General features: G+C 71.2%; 17 protein-coding genes and 2 pseudogenes. 15 read left to right on the top strand and 4 right to left on the bottom strand.

All coding sequences use genetic code 11. The features are described from left to right. The first annotated feature begins 175 nt into the window (after positions 1 to 175). Complete coding sequence (locus DNK56_RS25405; RefSeq protein ID WP_199563700.1) at positions 176 to 856, top strand: polysaccharide deacetylase family protein; 681 nt, start codon at positions 176 to 178, stop codon at positions 854 to 856. A 112-nt stretch (positions 857 to 968) separates the two neighbouring features. On the opposite strand, the pseudogene DNK56_RS25400 reads toward DNK56_RS25405, so the two are convergent. From DNK56_RS25400 to DNK56_RS25390, 3 genes and pseudogenes are all read right to left on the bottom strand, one after another. Next, a pseudogene (locus tag DNK56_RS25400) lies at positions 969 to 1,988 on the bottom strand (S16 family serine protease); the annotation flags it as partial. Between the two features lie 273 nt (positions 1,989 to 2,261). After that, the gene (locus tag DNK56_RS25395) at positions 2,262 to 2,474 is read right to left on the bottom strand and encodes a DUF397 domain-containing protein (RefSeq protein WP_111338152.1); all 213 of its coding nucleotides are present in this window, start codon (positions 2,472 to 2,474) and stop codon (positions 2,262 to 2,264) included. Beyond that, positions 2,471 to 3,289 carry a helix-turn-helix domain-containing protein gene (locus DNK56_RS25390; RefSeq protein WP_111338151.1) on the bottom strand — a complete coding sequence of 273 codons (819 nt, stop codon included), beginning with the start codon at positions 3,287 to 3,289 and terminating at the stop codon, positions 2,471 to 2,473. Before DNK56_RS25390 ends, DNK56_RS25395 begins: the two co-directional genes overlap by 4 nt. A gap of 125 nt (positions 3,290 to 3,414) precedes the next feature. Between DNK56_RS25390 and DNK56_RS25385 the strand changes: the two genes are divergently transcribed. From DNK56_RS25385 to DNK56_RS25355, 6 genes are all read left to right on the top strand, one after another. Beyond that, entirely contained in the window at positions 3,415 to 3,717 is a 303-nt protein-coding gene (locus DNK56_RS25385; protein ID WP_111338150.1) for a hypothetical protein, read from the top strand. A 469-nt stretch (positions 3,718 to 4,186) separates the two neighbouring features. After that, entirely contained in the window at positions 4,187 to 4,321 is a 135-nt protein-coding gene (locus DNK56_RS25375; protein ID WP_146610428.1) for an albusnodin family lasso peptide, read from the top strand. Positions 4,322 to 4,401: 80 nt separating this feature from the next. After that, positions 4,402 to 6,105 carry an albusnodin/ikarugamycin family macrolactam cyclase gene (locus DNK56_RS25370; protein ID WP_111338147.1) on the top strand — a complete coding sequence of 568 codons (1,704 nt, stop codon included), beginning with the start codon at positions 4,402 to 4,404 and terminating at the stop codon, positions 6,103 to 6,105. After that, the gene (locus DNK56_RS25365) at positions 6,030 to 6,725 is read left to right on the top strand and encodes a lasso peptide biosynthesis B2 protein (protein ID WP_111338146.1); all 696 of its coding nucleotides are present in this window, start codon (positions 6,030 to 6,032) and stop codon (positions 6,723 to 6,725) included. The genes DNK56_RS25370 and DNK56_RS25365 overlap by 76 nt, the downstream gene beginning before the upstream one ends. Continuing rightward, positions 6,722 to 7,288, top strand: coding sequence for a GNAT family N-acetyltransferase (locus DNK56_RS25360; protein WP_111338145.1), 567 nt, complete (start codon positions 6,722 to 6,724; stop codon positions 7,286 to 7,288). The genes DNK56_RS25365 and DNK56_RS25360 overlap by 4 nt, the downstream gene beginning before the upstream one ends. Positions 7,289 to 7,365: 77 nt before the next feature. Then, positions 7,366 to 7,800, top strand: a complete 435-nt coding sequence (locus DNK56_RS25355) for a hypothetical protein (protein WP_111338144.1) — start codon at positions 7,366 to 7,368, stop codon at positions 7,798 to 7,800. Between the two features lie 528 nt (positions 7,801 to 8,328). Here DNK56_RS25355 and DNK56_RS25350 read toward each other — a convergent pair. Next, positions 8,329 to 8,657, bottom strand: a pseudogene (locus DNK56_RS25350) (transposase). Positions 8,658 to 8,683: 26 nt separating this feature from the next. On the opposite strand from DNK56_RS25350, the gene DNK56_RS25345 reads away from it, so the two are divergent. From DNK56_RS25345 to DNK56_RS25310, 8 genes are all read left to right on the top strand, one after another. After that, entirely contained in the window at positions 8,684 to 9,844 is a 1,161-nt protein-coding gene (locus DNK56_RS25345) for an RNA-guided endonuclease InsQ/TnpB family protein (protein ID WP_111339585.1), read from the top strand. 132 nt (positions 9,845 to 9,976) lie between these two features. Further along, complete coding sequence (locus DNK56_RS25340) at positions 9,977 to 10,378, top strand: DUF4259 domain-containing protein (protein ID WP_111338143.1); 402 nt, start codon at positions 9,977 to 9,979, stop codon at positions 10,376 to 10,378. Between the two features lie 71 nt (positions 10,379 to 10,449). Then, positions 10,450 to 11,052, top strand: coding sequence for an RNA polymerase sigma factor (locus DNK56_RS25335; protein ID WP_111338142.1), 603 nt, complete (start codon positions 10,450 to 10,452; stop codon positions 11,050 to 11,052). Then, complete coding sequence (locus DNK56_RS25330; RefSeq protein WP_111338141.1) at positions 11,049 to 11,951, top strand: hypothetical protein; 903 nt, start codon at positions 11,049 to 11,051, stop codon at positions 11,949 to 11,951. Before DNK56_RS25335 ends, DNK56_RS25330 begins: the two co-directional genes overlap by 4 nt. A gap of 10 nt (positions 11,952 to 11,961) precedes the next feature. Continuing rightward, a complete protein-coding gene (locus DNK56_RS25325; protein WP_111338140.1) occupies positions 11,962 to 12,744 on the top strand; it encodes an ATP-binding cassette domain-containing protein in 783 nt (260 codons plus the stop codon). Next, positions 12,741 to 14,069 (top strand): hypothetical protein, encoded by a 1,329-nt coding sequence (locus tag DNK56_RS25320; RefSeq protein WP_241990077.1) that lies wholly within the window; start codon positions 12,741 to 12,743, stop codon positions 14,067 to 14,069. Before DNK56_RS25325 ends, DNK56_RS25320 begins: the two co-directional genes overlap by 4 nt. Continuing rightward, positions 14,066 to 14,674, top strand: a complete 609-nt coding sequence (locus tag DNK56_RS25315; protein ID WP_111338139.1) for a hypothetical protein — start codon at positions 14,066 to 14,068, stop codon at positions 14,672 to 14,674. The genes DNK56_RS25320 and DNK56_RS25315 overlap by 4 nt, the downstream gene beginning before the upstream one ends. Before the next feature lie 144 nt (positions 14,675 to 14,818). Next, positions 14,819 to 15,511, top strand: a complete 693-nt coding sequence (locus DNK56_RS25310) for a spermidine synthase (RefSeq protein ID WP_111338138.1) — start codon at positions 14,819 to 14,821, stop codon at positions 15,509 to 15,511. The last annotated feature ends 39 nt before the right edge of the window (positions 15,512 to 15,550 follow it).

The following is a 15,550-nucleotide window of genomic DNA, read 5'->3' as shown; positions in this document are numbered from 1 at the left end:
CCCACTATAAATTCGGTGTATACCCCACGTGTATAGTCATCGTCCTACGTCGCACACCAGTGCGACCATTTACCCGAGGGAGTGGCACGCCGTGCCCAGTAGGACGAAGTCGATCGGTACGGGGTTGGCCGTTGCCCTTGTGACAGCCCTCACGCTGACGTTGAGCGGCTGCTCGATGGAGACCACCGCGCCCGGTTCGGCCCGCGCGGACGCCGGTGACGACGCCAAGGGGGCGTTCGGTCCGGTGGACTGCCGCAAGGCCAAGTGCATAGCCCTGACCTTCGACGCGGGACCGGGCGAGGACACCCCCAGGCTGCTGGACATCCTCAAGGAGAAGAAGGTCCACGCGACGTTCTTCCTGCTCGGCAAGAACCATGTGAAGAAGCACCCGGACACCGTCCGCCGACTGGCGGCCGAGGGCCACGAGGTCGCCAACCACACCTGGTCGCACGAGATCCTCACGGACAAGAAGCCGGCCGAGATACGCGCCGAGCTGGAGAAGACGCAGGACGCCATCGAGGCGGTCACCGGCAAGAAGCCGCGGCTGATGCGCCCGCCGCAGGGCCGCACCGACGACACCGTCTCCGGGATCAGCAAGGACCTCGGGCTCTCCCAGATCCTGTGGAGCGCCACCGCCAAGGACTACTCGACGAACGACTCCGCGCTGATCAAGAAGCGGATACTCGACCAGGCGAGCAAGGACGGCATCATCCTGCTGCACGACATCTACAAGGGCACGGTGCCCGCGGTGCCCGGCATCATCGACGCCCTCAAGAAGGAGGGCTACACCTTCGTGACGGTCCCCCAGCTGATGGCACCCGCCGAGCCGGTGCCCGGCACGATCTACCGCCCCTGACCCGGCAACCGCGCGGCGGCCCGCTCCCCCTCGTACGAGCGGAAGCGGGCCTGGTACGAGAGGAAGCGGGCCGGGTGGCGGAAGCGGGCCGGGTACGGGCGGGGCCGCGGGATCACGCCGCCGCCGCGACCCTCCGCTCCGCCGGGGCCGACGCCGGGGCGAGGGCGATCTCCAGCACCTGGCGGACGTCGGTGACCGGGTGCACCTCCAGGTTCTCCAGCACCTCGGCCGGGACGTCGTCCAGGTCGGCCTCGTTGCGCTTGGGGATCACCACGGTGGTGATGCCCGCGCGCTGCGCGGCCAGCAGCTTCTGCTTCACCCCGCCGATCGGCAGCACCCGCCCGGTCAGCGAGACCTCGCCCGTCATCGCCACGTCCGTGCGGACCTGCCGCCCGGAGAGCAGCGAGGCCAGCGCCGTCGTCATCGTGATGCCGGCGCTCGGGCCGTCCTTGGGGACCGCGCCCGCCGGGAAGTGGATGTGCACCCCGCGGTCCTTGAGGTCCGCGACCGGCAGCTCCAGCTCCGCGCCGTGCGACCGCAGGAAGCTCAGCGCGATCTGCGCCGACTCCTTCATGACGTCACCGAGCTGACCGGTCAGGGTCAGTCCGGACGCCCCGGTCTCCGGATCGGCCAGCGACGCCTCCACGAACAGGACGTCCCCGCCGGCCCCGGTCACCGCGAGCCCGGTGGCCACACCCGGCACCGCGGTGCGGCGCTCGGCCGGGTCCTGCGCGGACTCGGGCACGTGGTGCGGACGGCCGATCAGCCCGCGCAGGTCGTCCGCGCCCACCGCGAACGGCAGCTCGCGGTCGCCGAGTTCGCTCTGGGCCGCGACCTTGCGCAGCAGCCGGGCGACGGACCGCTCCAGGTTCCGCACCCCGGCCTCGCGGGTGTACTCGCCGGCCAGCCTGCGCAGCGCCGACTCGTCGAGCGTGACCTCGCCCTTCTCCAGACCGGCCCGCTCCAGCTGGCGCGGGAGCAGGTGGTCGCGGGCGATGACGACCTTCTCGTCCTCGGTGTAGCCGTCGAGCCTGACCAGCTCCATCCGGTCGAGCAGCGCCTCCGGAATGGCCTCCAGGACGTTGGCGGTGGCCAGGAAGACGACGTCGCTGAGGTCGAGTTCGACCTCCAGGGAACTGTAAGCCCCTCGAGAGATCGAATCTCCCGAGCGTGCCCGTTCCCCGGAACGGTGCACCCCTGGAGACATAGGGGAATCCCGTGGTCCTTACGCCACCATGCAAACCACCGCGCACGCTGTGCCCGCCACCTTCCAGCCCGCCCCCCGCATCGCTATCAGCCTCCGTCTGTCCCGCTCGGACGACGCGTCAACGTCGCTGGACGTACAGCGCAGGGCGTGCCACCCCGCCGCTCCGAGGGGAGGGGCGGGGCCCGGGCAGCAGGTTCGTCAGCCGTTCTTACGGGCGAATGTGACCAGCCCCGCCCACTGGTCGGCTGTGAGGGTGAGGCAAGGTCCTTCCGGGTTCTTGCTGTCCCGTACGAGGTAGTCGCCGGTTGCGGCAGCGTGCTCGGGGGCCCACTCGATGCACTGGCCGCCGTTTCCGTCGCTGTACGTGCTCTTGACCCACTGGTCCGGTCGGGGGCCGTGCGTACTACTCATCTGTCGTACTCCTCCGCGATCTTGCGAATCAGCGCCACGGACTCTTCGGGGTCACGCGCGGATGCCCGCAAACGCTCGAAGGAAGCACGTCCGTGACTCACCACCTGTGCCGAGTCCGTTACGTGCCCCTGCCCCATGGCTTCTGTGTAGAGGACGGTCGGTCCGTCGTCTGGTGTGAGAAGCGTAAAGGGTGTACCTGATGCAGGGGCACCCGCCAGGGAGCGGAGAACTTGAAGCGTGACGTGGGGTTTTTCTGCGTCGGCAGCGAGGTGGCGGAGCTGTTCAGCCATGACGGCATGGTTGCCCACCAGCGTGCGCAGGGTCGTTTCGTGCAAGATCACCCACAGGACAGGCGGGTCGTCGCGCTCTATGACCTCGCGCCGGGCCAACCGTGCTTCAACTCTGGTTTTGATTTCGGCGTCGGTCTCGTACGGGAACGTAGCCCGGAACGTGGCTTCCGCGTACTCCCACGTCTGCAACATGCCCATGATCAGGGCATTGGAGTAGTCCTCGATCTGCCGGGCTTGTCTCTCCAGGTTGACGTACGGAACGAACCACTCCGGGTGTGCGCGCTCGCTCACTCGGACCAGCGTCCGCGCGAAGTACCCGGACGTGTTGAAGAACCGGTCACAACCCTCGGCGAACTCAGGCGACGGGAGTGCCTGCCCGTTCTTGACCTTGCTCACGTACGGGGGCTTGTAACCCGTGAACGCGGCAAGTGCCGCCCCCGTCTTCCCTGAGTGCCTGAGAGCTTCCTCCAGCTCATTTCCGAACCACTCCAACCCGTTCCCGGGTCGTCTCGGTTGTTCGCTCACCTGTTCAACTCCTCACATTTCCACATGCGTTGGAAACATGTTTGCCCTGTTGAGAGTGCCGCCGGGACGTCACTCTAGGTGTTGTACCGCTTGCGAGAAGGCATCCCCCCGAACCGAGGTACCCCATGCCCGAGGTCATTAAGAGCGCCAGGACGCGCGACAAACCCGAGCTTGAGCCGGTCGCGCACGCTGAGTGCCGCATCTGCACCGCCGCTCACCGGGGCCGCTCGGCGTCGCGCATCCACGGCAACGAGGGCGGGGTACGGCACTACAACGCGATCATCGAGGCGCACCCCCACCGCGACGACCAGGCCGACGCCGAGCACAAGGGCGACGAGACGGGCGAGGACTCCCCGCTGTTGATCGCCCTCCGGGAGCGCGTCACCGAGGAAAACGGGCTGCGCCGCTCCATCCGGTTCGGCTCGTGAGCGTCACCCTGCCGTCCGGCATCCTGCACCCCGACGTGTCGGGCGTTCCCGAGCCGGCGAGCACGAACGACGGGAACCGCTGGACGTGGGGCCCGTGCTGGGGCTGGTGCTTGCGGGAACGGGCCCGGGTGCTGTGGCTCGGCCCCGCGCAGACGACCGGGCATGTAGTCGCTGATCTGTACTACTGCGGACCGTGCATCGAGCGTCTTCACGCCCGGATCGTTGCTCACGCTCGCGATGCGGTACCTACCCGGACCGTCACGACCGAGGGGTTGCCGATCCGCTCGGGCCCCCGCCACAAGGCACCGCGGCGACTGTTCCGGTAGCCCTCAAGCCCCCGCCCTGGTCGTGCCAACGGTTCCCCCGACGACCAGGGCGGGCCCCAGACTTCCCCTGCCCGTCAGAGCGGGCGTCCCTACTCGGCAGGGGAAAACCGAGAACCCGTCTCATGCGGAGAGGAGGAACGCACATGGCCCAGGAAGTCACCCCCGGCACGTCCGAGGAGACCGACGTTCCGGCAGTCGTCGTACTCGGCGACGCCGCCGCGCTGACGCGTGGCAGCTCGTCCACGTCGGTGGAAAGCAAGCAGACGCCGTACAGCTAGACCGGCACCAGGGCGGCCCCCTGCGGGAGAGATCCCAACGGGGGCCGCTCCCTGGTTTCAGCGGTGGAAGAGGTGACGAAATGAAAGACCGCAAGGCGCGGTGGTACGGCGGGCGCGCACCCGGAAGCCGACCCGCCGCAACCCCGGTAGGGGCACGTTTGCTCTGGCATGACCCTGCGCTGTGGGTCTGCGGGGACTGGCAGCCCGAGCACGTCCGGATCCTGGAACTCGGCAGTGCGCGATTGGCTGTGCTCGGTCCGTGTTCGGCCACCGACCATGAGTTGGGCCGTGCGCTGGTGGTCCCTGATCTGCCGACGCTCGCGCGGACGTGGGCGGGCTCGCACACCGTTGTCCGGCTGACAGAGCGGGGTCGTGTGGAAGTCCTCGCGGACACGGGGGCTGCCTCGCCCCTCTATACGGTCACCACCCCGGACGGGCCCGTGTGGGGGTCCAGTTCGCTCGCGCTGTCCTCGCTTGCCGGCGGGCGTGTGGACACCGGATGGCTCGCCGCGTACCTGCGGGACAAGCACAGCCCCGCCGCGGACCGTAGCCCGTGGGCAGGCGTGGCCCCCGTTCCCGCCGGTCATCTGCTGACGCTCGGAACCGAGGGCGGCCCGACTCTTACGCCCTGGTGGTCACCGAGCAAGCGCACCCCGCGCGAGGCATCGGCAGCTCTGCGACAGGCTCTTGGCGAGGGTATCCGCGTGCGGGTCGAGGGGGTATCCGCGACCACCGATCTTGCGGGCATGGACTCGACCACGGTCACGCTGCTCGCCGCACAGTACGGACCCGTTACCGGCATGACCGCGCATCCGGCGGGCGTGACCAGCGGCGGGGACATGCGCTACGCGCAAGCGCTGGACGTCCCCCGCCTGACACGATCCCCGTTCCCGCTCAGCACTCGACACCTTCCGTTCACGGAAACCGACGTGCCGTTGCCCGCAACGGACGAGCCCGCCCCGTCAACGGCGGTATGGGCGATGCTTGCGGACCAGCTCGGCACGATGGCCGCCGCCGGCTCCGTCTGCCACCTGACCGGCGACGGCGGAGACAACCTGTTCTTGTCCACGCCCGCACACCTTGCGAGCCTCGCCCGTAGCGGGAACTGGCTCCGCATGTGGGGGGAAGCACGGGACTGGGCTCGGCTCCGTCGCCAAAGTCCCCGTCCGTTGATCGCCGCCGCGCTGCGGGGCAACGCGTACCGGATCGGCCGAGCGAACATCGGGCGGCCGACGTGGCTCACCGCACCCGTACCGAAAGTGAGCGCCGTAACAGGCCCTGACCCCGACATGGTGTTGGTCGCCGAGCTGCGCACGGTGGCACGCGCGGCGTACTCGGAACTCCAGCTCGCGGACTCACTCGGCCTCGCGCTGCACAACCCCTACTTTGACGGCTCGGTCCTGGACGCGGTGGTCTCGGCCCCCATCGAACAGCGCTACTCGGCTCGGCGATACAAGCCGATGCTTGCCGACACGTTCGCCGATCTGCTGCCCGCCGAGCACCGCACCAGGGCTGCCAAAGGGCTCATGGTCGGCGACTTCCACCTAGGACTACGCAGGAACCGAACGCGCTTGCTCCGCCTCGCGGACGGTCGTCTGGCGGCCCTCGGGCTCGTCAACCCCGCGCCGCTGTGCGCCACCCTTCACGCGGCTGCCCTCGGCGCGGAAACGATCTGGCCCCCGCTGCTGTCCGTTCTTGCTGCCGAGGCATGGCTAGAGGCGGTCGAGCGGTCCCCCGGGACCGAGTGGACATACACCGCCCCGACCCCGGCGGGTGCGCGGTGAGCCGAACCAACACCGTGGTCGTGCGGTCCTCTTACGCGTCCGTCGTACTCGACTACGACACGGGCACAACCGAGCTACGCCCCACGTCCGACGCGGTAACCGCCATGGGTGCGACCGTCGTTGACGTGCCGGACACGGTTCTGACGTGGGGAACCGTCGAACAGTCGGCAGCCCCGCCCGAGCCGGCTCCGGTCCCGTTGCGGTGGCGGGCCCTCGCCGTTCCGGTCGTCCTCGCCACCGCCGCCGTATGGGCTGCTGGTCGTCGCCGGAACCGGTTCTCGCGGCTCGTCCGCCTTGCGTGCTCGGGGCGCGCGTTGCCCCCGGCCACCGCCGTACAGGCTCGTTACGCTGTCCGCTCCGTTCGCTGGGCCGCACAGCTCTTGCCGATGCGCTGGGCGTGCCTGGAGGACTCGACAGCTGCCGCACTCGTGCTGACGGCTGTCCGACGCCGCGCCGAGTGGAGACACGGGGTAGCTCTCGACCCCGTACGGCTGCACGCATGGATAGCCGGCCCGGACGGGACTCCGGTCGAGGAACCGGCAGACACCGCCCTGTATACCCCCGCCTACACGCCAGATGGGCCCGGATCGGCACGGGCCACCAGGAAGGTACGACCATGAGTGACCCGCACATCTTGTTGAGCGGCGAAACCCTCGCCCTCGCCATGCCCCGCGCGGACATGCTGCCCGAGTACCACAAGTGGGAAAACGACCCCGCCACGATCACCGGGTACGGGAACCAGTGGGCGCAAGCCTGGGAGGTTCGCGCCGCCGGATACGAGCGGCAACGCGGGAACGACCGCTTCCAACAGTTCGAGGTAATCCGGCTGGACGACCGCACGCCCGTGGGCATGACCATCCTGGAAGTCAACACCTACGTACGTACGGCCGAGTTCGTCATGGTCCTCGCCCCCGAGGAACGCGGGAAGGGCTACGCCACCGAAGCGGCTCGCCTGACGCTGGACTGGGCGTTCCACCTCGCACACCTGCGGACTGTGTGGCTCAAGGTGCTTGAGCCCAACAAGGCCGGAGCCCGCGCGTACGAGAAGGCCGGGTTCCGCCCCGCCGGTCGGCTCCGCCGCTCGGGGTTCTGGCTCGGCGAACCCGTGGACGAACTACTCATGGACGCCGTGCCCGAGGACTTCCCCGGAAAGTCCGCCGTAGCTGCCGCACTCGGTAGCTGACTCGCTGCCCCTCGCGGCCCCGCTCGTCCACCTGCGGGCGGGGCCGCCCCCCTTCCCCTGCCAAGGAACGCCCCAACGTGTTGCAGTGCACCGCCTACACCAAGATTCCCGAGTTGGACGCACTCGTTGCGCTGACCACCATGGAAGGGGGCCCCGAACAGCCTCCGGACGCCCTCGCCTTCGGCGACCACCTGATGTGCGAACTCGGCGAGCACGACGACCACCAGGAGCACGCCGCACAACTCTGGTCCGCCGAGATCCCCGCCGAGCGGGACCTATGGCTGCTCTGGAACGGGACCGACGCCAACCGCGCATACAGATTCACCGAGCTGACACCGTGCCCTGCGCTGTACCGCCCCGACTCGGTTGAACACTGCGAGGCGTGTGTCTTCTACGCCGGACACCCCGCCGCCCACTCGTGGAACGTCAGAGACCCGCTCGGGCGACTGCTGGAAGACATAGCCCGCCGGCACGTGCGGCAGATGTTCACGGACGGGCTGGACGAGACATGACCCGCTGGGTAGTAGTCACGCCGAGCGTGCGGGATCTCGGATACGCACACCAGGTGTTCCGAGACCCGCGAGGGGCCATCGCCACCATCCGTTGTCCCGAAGCGCTGTGCATGTCGTTGGTCTACGTAGACCAACGTGTCCGGCTCGCACCGCACAGCACTCGGCACGGGCACGATCCCGACGAGGCCGAGGATATGGCCGCATGCTCAAGTCAACATCAGAACCCGCTCGGAGATCGATCCCGATCCGGGCGGGAGCCCTTTACGCCGCCCCCAGGAAGCCGCAGACGGCCCGTGAGCGCCTTGTAGCGTCTCTCTGGCACCGGGTACCAGGGCGCCGCTCGGAGGTCAGCAGAGGGGTGCACGGAACTTTGGAGGCAGCGAGCAGGGAAGTGCTGCAACATAGCGAGCGAGGGCGGGGGCATCAGACATCATCGCAGGGAGCCGGACCGATTCCGCCCTGGTTGTCACTGCCGGACGCTCCGTCATTCCGGGTGTCGAGATGCCCGAGATTGCTCTGACGTACAGGTCACGACGGGCGCTTCTGCTGCTCGCTGTACTCCTTGATGGCGGACGGCGGTGCTCCGCCACAGCTCGCCGCGAAGTATGAGGGCGATCAGAAGTGCGCACCCCACAGGTAGCGGCGGATGTGGTCCGGGTACTCCTGGCGAAGCCTGCGGGCGGACACGCCCTTGAGGGAGCCCACCAGCTTGGAGAGACCTCCTCGCAGCGGCGAAGAATGTCGTCGGTGAAAGACCCACGCCGGTACTTCGGCGTGAAGATCAAATAAGCATGGAGGGTGTGAATAACCGTGTGACCCCTGCGAATATTGGGGTTTGGTTCCCAGCACGGCGACATAGGCCAACTGTATTACCATGCTCTACATGAAGATCGTCGTGCAGGTCAAGCTGATGCCGGACGCTGTACAGGCGTCGGCCATCGGTGCGACCCTGCGCACGGTCAACGACTGCGCCACGTGGGTATCGAGTGTGGCATTCGCACACGGTGTACCGCGTGAGTACGAATTACGGAAACATACCTACGCCGAGCTGAAGGCCTCCGGTCTCGGGGCGCAGGCCGCCCAGCACACGATCAAGAAGGTCCGCGACGCCTACACCACGCTGAAGGCGAACATCCGGGCCGGGAATCTGGGCAGGCCGGGATCGAGGCGGCGCGTCAAGGCGGAGTCGAAGCCCATCATGTTCCGGCCGGATGCGGCGCATCCGTACGACGACCGTTGCCTGTCCTGGCAGTACGACGCACAGACAGTGTCGGTCTGGAGCACTGCGGGACGGCTGAAGGATGTCCGCTTCGCCTGTTCCCCGGATGCGCTCAAGACGCTCCGCGAGTACCGCAAGGGCGAGTCGGACCTCATAGAACGCGACGGAGTATTCTACCTGCTCGCGGTATGCGAGGTTCCCGCAGCCCCGGTCAACGAAGATCCGTCCGGGTTCATCGGTGTGGACCTCGGCATCGTCAATATTGCCACTGCCTCCACCGGCTACCGGGCCGCCGGGCGGGGCCTCAACCGGCACCGAAAGCGGCAACTCGCACTCCGCCGCAAGCTCCAGGCCAAAGGCACCCAGTCCGCCAAACGCCTGCTGAAGCACCGCAGCCGCAAAGAGGCACGGCACGCCGCGAACATCAATCACATCATCTCGAAGCAGATCGTCACCACCGCTGAACGCACCGGCTCCGGTATCGCCCTGGAAGACCTCACGGGCATCCGCGACCGGGTACGGCTCCGCAAGGACCAGCGGGCACAACTGCACGCGTGGAGCTTCCACCAGCTCGGCTCTTTCCTTGAGTACAAGGCACGCCGGGCCGGGGTGCCGCTGGTGTACGTCGATCCGGCGTACACCAGTCGGCGATGCTCCCAGTGCGGACACACCGACCGGAAGAACCGAGTCGATCAAGCGACGTTCGCGTGCAGGGCCTGCGGGTTCCTCGCCAACGCGGACGACAACGCGTCCCACAACCTCGCCCGCAAGGGCGAGGCCGTGTGGACCGCGGGGCGTGAGTCACGCGTCCCTGCCACCCCGTAGGGGTGTCTGGACGGAGGAGACAACCCCGCACCCAGCTGGGCTCTACCTCCAAGCCCGGCCCTTCGGGGCCGGGTCAAGTTGACTGGTGCCTGTCACGATGCGGGCATCGGAACGATCGGCAGGGAGAAACACATGGGTGCGTGGGACGTCGGCCCCTTCGACAACGACACCGCGGCGGACTGGTGCGGTGGCCTCGACGACGCGACGCCGGAGGAGCGCGCGGAGAAGGTGCGGGCCGCTCTCGCCGAGACCGCCGACACGACGGACTACCTCGACTCGGACGTCGCCGACGAGGCGATAGCGGCGGCCGCCCTGGTCGCGGCCCAGTGCCCCGGCGGGGCGCCGGTCGACTCCGCGTACGGCCCGGACGAGCCCCTGCCGGACCTGACCGCGCTGCGCGGCCTCGCGCTCCAGGCGCTGGACCGGGTCCTCACGGAGCCGTCGGAGCCCCTGGAGCTCTGGGAGGAAACGGACGAGGGCCCCTGGCACACCGAGATCAACCGCCTGCGCGAGGTTCTTATGCCCCGGCCCTGAGAGGGGCGGGGGAACACCGAACCGGGCGTCGCGCGTGAACCGCGCGGCGCCCGGTTCGCGATAGAGGGAGTGTGAGCGATGTGCATCCCTCGGGGGACGACCGGAGCGACGAGGCGCTGCTGCGTGCCGTCGCGCAGGGGGACACCGCCGCCCTCGGCGCGTTCTACGACCGGCACTCGGGCTGGCTGCTGGCCCGGCTGAACCGCCGCTGCCCGGACGCGGAGACGGTACGCGAGGTCGTGCAGGACACCTTCCTGACGGTCTGGCGCTCCGCCGGCTCCCACCGGGGCGCCGAGGCCGGGGGCTGGCTCTGGGTCATCGCCGCCCGGCGCCTGGTGGACGCGCGGCGGGCCCGGAGCCGGACGGAGCGCGCGGCGGCGGCCGAGCGGGCGGACGGGGCGCGGTGGGCCGCCCCCGTGCCGTCCGCCGAGGACCGGGTGCTGGCCGGCCTGGAGTACGGGGACGTGGGCGCCGCGCTCGACCGGATCTCGCCGGAACTGCGGGAGGTCCTGCGGGCGACGGTCGTCGACGGTCTGACGACCCGTGAGGCCGCCCGGCTGCTCGGCATACCGGAAGGCACCGTCAAGAGCCGGGCGCTGCGGGCCCGGCGCGAGCTGCGCGCCGCGCTGGACCGCCTGGTCGTGGAGAACGGCCCCCTGGGAGGCACAGCATGACGACGGCCTGGCATGTGGCGGACCACCTCGCCCGGCGGTACGCGGCGGGCACGGCCCCCGAGACGGACGCCTGGTCCCTGGAGAAGCACGTCGAGTCCTGCGCGCCGTGCGCGCGGCGGGTGACGGCGGCGGTACGCGAGCGGGGGGCCGCGGCCCCCCTCCTGGACGAGATCCGCGCGGCGGTGCTGGCGACGGCCGCGGCCGAGGCCGAGGGCGTTTCGGCGGAGCGCGTTCCGGTAGCGGACCCGTGGCGGCGGATGACCGGTGCGCGCCGGTTCGGCCGGGTGCTGTGGGCGGCCGGGCCCGCGTTCCGGGGCGGCTGGCTGGGGGCCCTGCTGCTGGTGGTGGGCGCGGCGGTGGCGCTGGCGTTCGGGGGCGGGCCGGACACGCAGGCGCGGCCGGTGCTGCTGCTGCTCGCACCGGTGCTGCCGGTCGCCGGGGTGGGCCTCTCGTACGGGCGTTCCGCCGACCCGATGCACGAGATCATCGCCACCTCGCCGGGCGGCGGGCTGCGGCTGCTGCTGGTCAGGACCGCCGCCGTGCTCGGGACGGCGGTCCCCGTGACGACGCTGGCCTGGGCCGTGCTGCCCGCGTCGGCCGGCGGGCCCGGCGCCCTGTCCTGGCTGCTGCCCGGCCTCGCGCTGACCCTGGCGGCGCTGAGCCTCGGCTCGTACGTGGGATGCCGCGCCGGGTCCTGGGCCGTCGCGGCCGCCTGGGCGGCGGCCGTGACCGTACCGGGGCTCGGCAGCTCGCACACCCCGCTCGCCGAGGCGGCGCGAACGGCCGCCCGGCTGCTGTCCGGGACCCCCGCCCAGGGCGCCTGGGCGGCGGCGGCCGTGCTCGGCGCGGGGCTGCTGGCCCTGCGCCGCCGATCCTTCGACCATCTGGAGACGTCATGAGCGTGATCGCGTGAACAGGACCGTCGTGGTGTCCGGGCTGACGGTGCGGCACCGCCGCAGAACCGCCCTGGACTCCGTCGATCTCGACTTCGGGCCCGGTGTGCACGGGCTGCTCGGCCCCAACGGGGCGGGCAAGACCTCGCTCATCCGGGTGCTGTCCACGGCCGCCGCGCCGGACGCCGGGCGGGTGGAGCTGCTGGGCGCCGAGGTGGGCGCCGCCTCGGACCACCGCGCCCGCGCCGGGGTGCGGCGCAGGCTGGGCTATCTGCCACAGGAATTCGGCCATTACGCGGGGTTCACGGTCCGTGAGTTCGTCGGCTATGTGGCGTGGCTCAAGGAGATGGACGGTGCCCGGACGCCGGCCGCCGTGGAGCGGGCCGTGGAACGCGTGGGCCTGGCGGACCGGATCGACTCCCGGATGAGGACGCTGTCCGGGGGCATGGTCCGGCGCGTCGGCATCGCGCAGGCGATCGTCAACGAACCGGAGCTGCTGCTGCTCGACGAGCCGACCGCCGGCCTCGACCCGGAACAGCGGGTGGAGTTCCGCACCCTGATGCGGAGCCTGGGCGAGCACGCCACGGTCATCCTGTCCACGCACCTGGTGGAGGACGTGGCCACGGCCTGCGAGGGGGTGACGCTGATCGAGGCGGGCCGGGTCGCGTACCGGGGCACGACGCGCGAGCTGGCGGCCCTCGGCGCGGACGGCGACCCGCACGAGTACGGCGGCAGCCCCATCGAGCGCGGCTACACCCTGGCCCTGCGCTCCCACCGGGCGGCGGCGGGCGCCCGATGACCCTCACCGAACGCCCGGCCGCCGACGAGCGCCGGGACGGCCCGGCCCGCCGCGGCCCCCTCCGCACCGCGCTCCCCGTGCTCCGGACCGAGGCGCGCCGGGGCGTCGCCCCGTGGACCGGGGTGTGCACGGCGCTCACGCTGATCGTCACCATGGCCGCCAAGGCCGACTCCTGGCAGGGCGACTGGGGTGCGACCCAGGACCTCCTGCACTCCGGCGCCACGCTGCTCGGCGGCCCGCTGGTGGCCGCCGCGGCCTGCTGGCAGGGCGCCCGCGACCACCGGCGCCGCACGGGCGGGCTGTGGGCCTCGACCCCGCGTGCCCGCTGGTCGCGTCAGGCGGCGGCCGCGCTGCCGCTCGCGCTGTGGGCGGTCGCCGGATACGCCGTCGCGCTGGCCGCCTCGCTGTCGGCGACCTGGCCCTACGCGGGCGGCGGCGGGCCGTCCCCGTCCGTCGCGGTGGTGGACGGCGCGTTCCTGGTGGCCGCGGCGCTGCTGGGGTTCACCGCGGGCGTGCTCTGCCGGTGGCGGCTGGCCGCGCCCGTCCTCGCCGCGCTGATGTATCTGGCCCTGGGCGTGCCCACGTACTCGGAGTCCGCCGCCCGGTACCTCGATCCGGCCCTGGAGTATCCCCTGGAGCACTTGTTGCCGGTGTGGTGGTACGCCCCCGCGATGGCGCTCTGGACCTGCGGACTCGCGGTCGCCGCGCTCACCGCCGTGGCGGCCCGGCGCCGGCTCGCCGCCCTCGTGCCGCTCGCCGTGGCCGCCGCCGTAGCCCCGCTCATCGTGTCCACGGGCGACGGGCTGTTCCGGGCGGACCCGGCGGCCGACCGCCTCGTCTGCACGGAGGGCAGCCCGCAGATCTGCCTGAGCGGGCGCCAGGAGCATCTGCTGCCCCAGGTCGCGGAGGCGCTGTCGGGGCTGACCGGGCGGCTGGAGGGGGTACGGGGCGCGCCGAAGCGTTACGTCGACCGGCTTCCGCTGCACGGCCCGGACGAGGCGTGGATGCCGGCGCCCCACCCCGGCTGGTACCTCCTGCGCGGGCGGTTGCAGAACACGGAGGACTTCGCCTGGCAGGTGGCCGCCAACCTGACCATGCGGGACTGTCCGAACAACCATCACGAGAGCTCCGGCGGCCCTCCGGTGGAGTCGGCGGACGGCACTGTCGCGACCTGGCTCGCCCCCGCCGGCCTGGCTCCCGGCTCCGAGAAGCCCCCCGAGCTGCTCCGCCTCGAAGCCATGCCCGACGCCGAGCGCCGCGCCTGGCTCGGCCGCTACCTGACCGCCCGCAGGAGCTGCGACCTCTCGGAGGTGCCGATCCTGTGAACCGTCACCCGGCTTCCCTCTATCTCCGCTCCCGGGCCCTCCCCCGTACCGCCGCCGCCCTCGGCGGGGTCGTCCTGCTGGCCGCCTGGGCCGCCCACTGGCTCGTGGCACAGCCGAACTTCGACCACGGCGCCCGGGTGCCGGTCCTGGTCCTCGCCCCGCTGCTGGCCGCCTCGGCCATCGGCACGAGCCTGTACGCCGCCGCCGACGAGCTCGACCGGACGGCGGTGCGGCGCTGGTGGCCCCGGCGGCTGCTGCATCTGCTGGCGCTCGCCGTCCCGGCCGGGGCGGCCCTCGCGCTCGCCGTCCCCGGGCATCCCGAGGCGTTCGGGGCGCCGGGCATGATCCGCAACGTGCTCGGGGCGACCGGGGTCACCGCCGCGGCGGCCGCCCTGATCGGGGCCCGGCTCAGCTGGCTGCCGATGACCGTCTACGGCGGCGCGGTCTATCTGGCGGCGCCGCGTACACCGGGCGGCGCGGCCTCCGTGTGGGCCTGGCCGATGCAGCCGGGGCCGCAGGTGGGGGCGTGGGCCACCGCGTCGGCGCTGTTCGCGGCGGGAGTGGCGCTGTACGCGGTGCGCGGGGCCCGCCGCGAGCGGGGCTGAGCCGGGAGGTCGGGGCCCGCGTCCCGTATCCCGCGTCCCGCACGCGCGTCCGCGTCCCGCGCGCGCAACGCGGTGGCACCCCTCCGCCCCGGCGGGCCAGGATGGCGGGGACGACATCGACCCCGGCCACCGGAGATCAGTGCCATGCCCCACACGTTCGGCCCCGCCGCCGACGCCCCCGTCACCCTGGACCGCCGCGAGGGCCCGTACGGGGAGGTGGTCCTGCGCAGGCGGGGTGAGGACTTCGAGATCATCGCCAACGGCTGCTTCCTGATGGACACCTCGGACGGGCGGTCCGAGCGGCTGCTGATCGACGCCGCGCTCGCCGCGCTGCCGGCCGACCGCCCCGCGCCCTCCGTGCTCATCGGCGGGCTCGGTGTCGGGTTCTCGCTCGTCCGGGCCGCCGGTGAGCCGCGCTGGGGCCGGATCGCGGTCGCCGAGCGCGAGGAGGCGATCGTGGGCTGGCACCTGGACGGTCCGCTGGCCGCGATCTCCGGACCGGCGCTCGCCGATCCGCGTACGGAGATCCTGACCACCGACCTCGTCACCTACCTGAGCACGACTACGGACCGTTACGACGCCCTGTGCCTGGACATCGACAATGGGCCGGACTGGACGGTCACCGAGGAGAACGGGAACCTCTACTCGCCCGCGGGACTCGCCGACTGCCGGGCGCGGCTGCGTCCGGGCGGCGTGCTCGCCGTATGGTCGGCACAACCGTCCGCCGCGTTCGACCAGGCCCTACAGAATGCCGGGTTCCAGGGGGTACGGACGGAAGAAGTGGGCGTTGCCCGAGGTGTGCCCGACGTGGTCCATCTCGCAATTCGAGGGGACTGACACCCCCCGCCGGGTGCCGAATGGGCCCCGGCACCGGGG

The sequence above is a fragment of the Streptomyces sp. AC1-42W genome (assembly GCF_003248355.1).
In the GTDB taxonomy this organism is placed as follows: Bacteria; Actinomycetota; Actinomycetes; order Streptomycetales; family Streptomycetaceae; genus Streptomyces.
This window is presented reverse-complemented; position numbering and strand designations above follow the sequence as displayed.

What these genes read in the sequence shown, in the direction of transcription:
- DNK56_RS25310 (WP_111338138.1), top strand. Translation starts at nt 14,819, where the DNA reads ATGCCCCACACGTTCGGCCCCGCCGCCGACGCCCCCGTCACCCTGGAC.
- DNK56_RS25385 (WP_111338150.1), top strand. Translation starts at nt 3,415, where the DNA reads ATGCCCGAGGTCATTAAGAGCGCCAGGACGCGCGACAAACCCGAGCTT.
- DNK56_RS25360 (WP_111338145.1), top strand. Translation starts at nt 6,722, where the DNA reads ATGAGTGACCCGCACATCTTGTTGAGCGGCGAAACCCTCGCCCTCGCC.
- DNK56_RS25370 (WP_111338147.1), top strand. Translation starts at nt 4,402, where the DNA reads ATGAAAGACCGCAAGGCGCGGTGGTACGGCGGGCGCGCACCCGGAAGC.
- DNK56_RS25345 (WP_111339585.1), top strand. Translation starts at nt 8,684, where the DNA reads ATGAAGATCGTCGTGCAGGTCAAGCTGATGCCGGACGCTGTACAGGCG.
- DNK56_RS25340 (WP_111338143.1), top strand. Translation starts at nt 9,977, where the DNA reads ATGGGTGCGTGGGACGTCGGCCCCTTCGACAACGACACCGCGGCGGAC.
- DNK56_RS25375 (WP_146610428.1), top strand. Translation starts at nt 4,187, where the DNA reads ATGGCCCAGGAAGTCACCCCCGGCACGTCCGAGGAGACCGACGTTCCG.
- DNK56_RS25395 (WP_111338152.1), bottom strand. Translation starts at nt 2,474, where the DNA reads ATGAGTAGTACGCACGGCCCCCGACCGGACCAGTGGGTCAAGAGCACG.
- DNK56_RS25320 (WP_241990077.1), top strand. Translation starts at nt 12,741, where the DNA reads ATGACCCTCACCGAACGCCCGGCCGCCGACGAGCGCCGGGACGGCCCG.
- DNK56_RS25330 (WP_111338141.1), top strand. Translation starts at nt 11,049, where the DNA reads ATGACGACGGCCTGGCATGTGGCGGACCACCTCGCCCGGCGGTACGCG.
- DNK56_RS25405 (WP_199563700.1), top strand. Translation starts at nt 176, where the DNA reads ATGGAGACCACCGCGCCCGGTTCGGCCCGCGCGGACGCCGGTGACGAC.
- DNK56_RS25365 (WP_111338146.1), top strand. Translation starts at nt 6,030, where the DNA reads ATGGCTAGAGGCGGTCGAGCGGTCCCCCGGGACCGAGTGGACATACAC.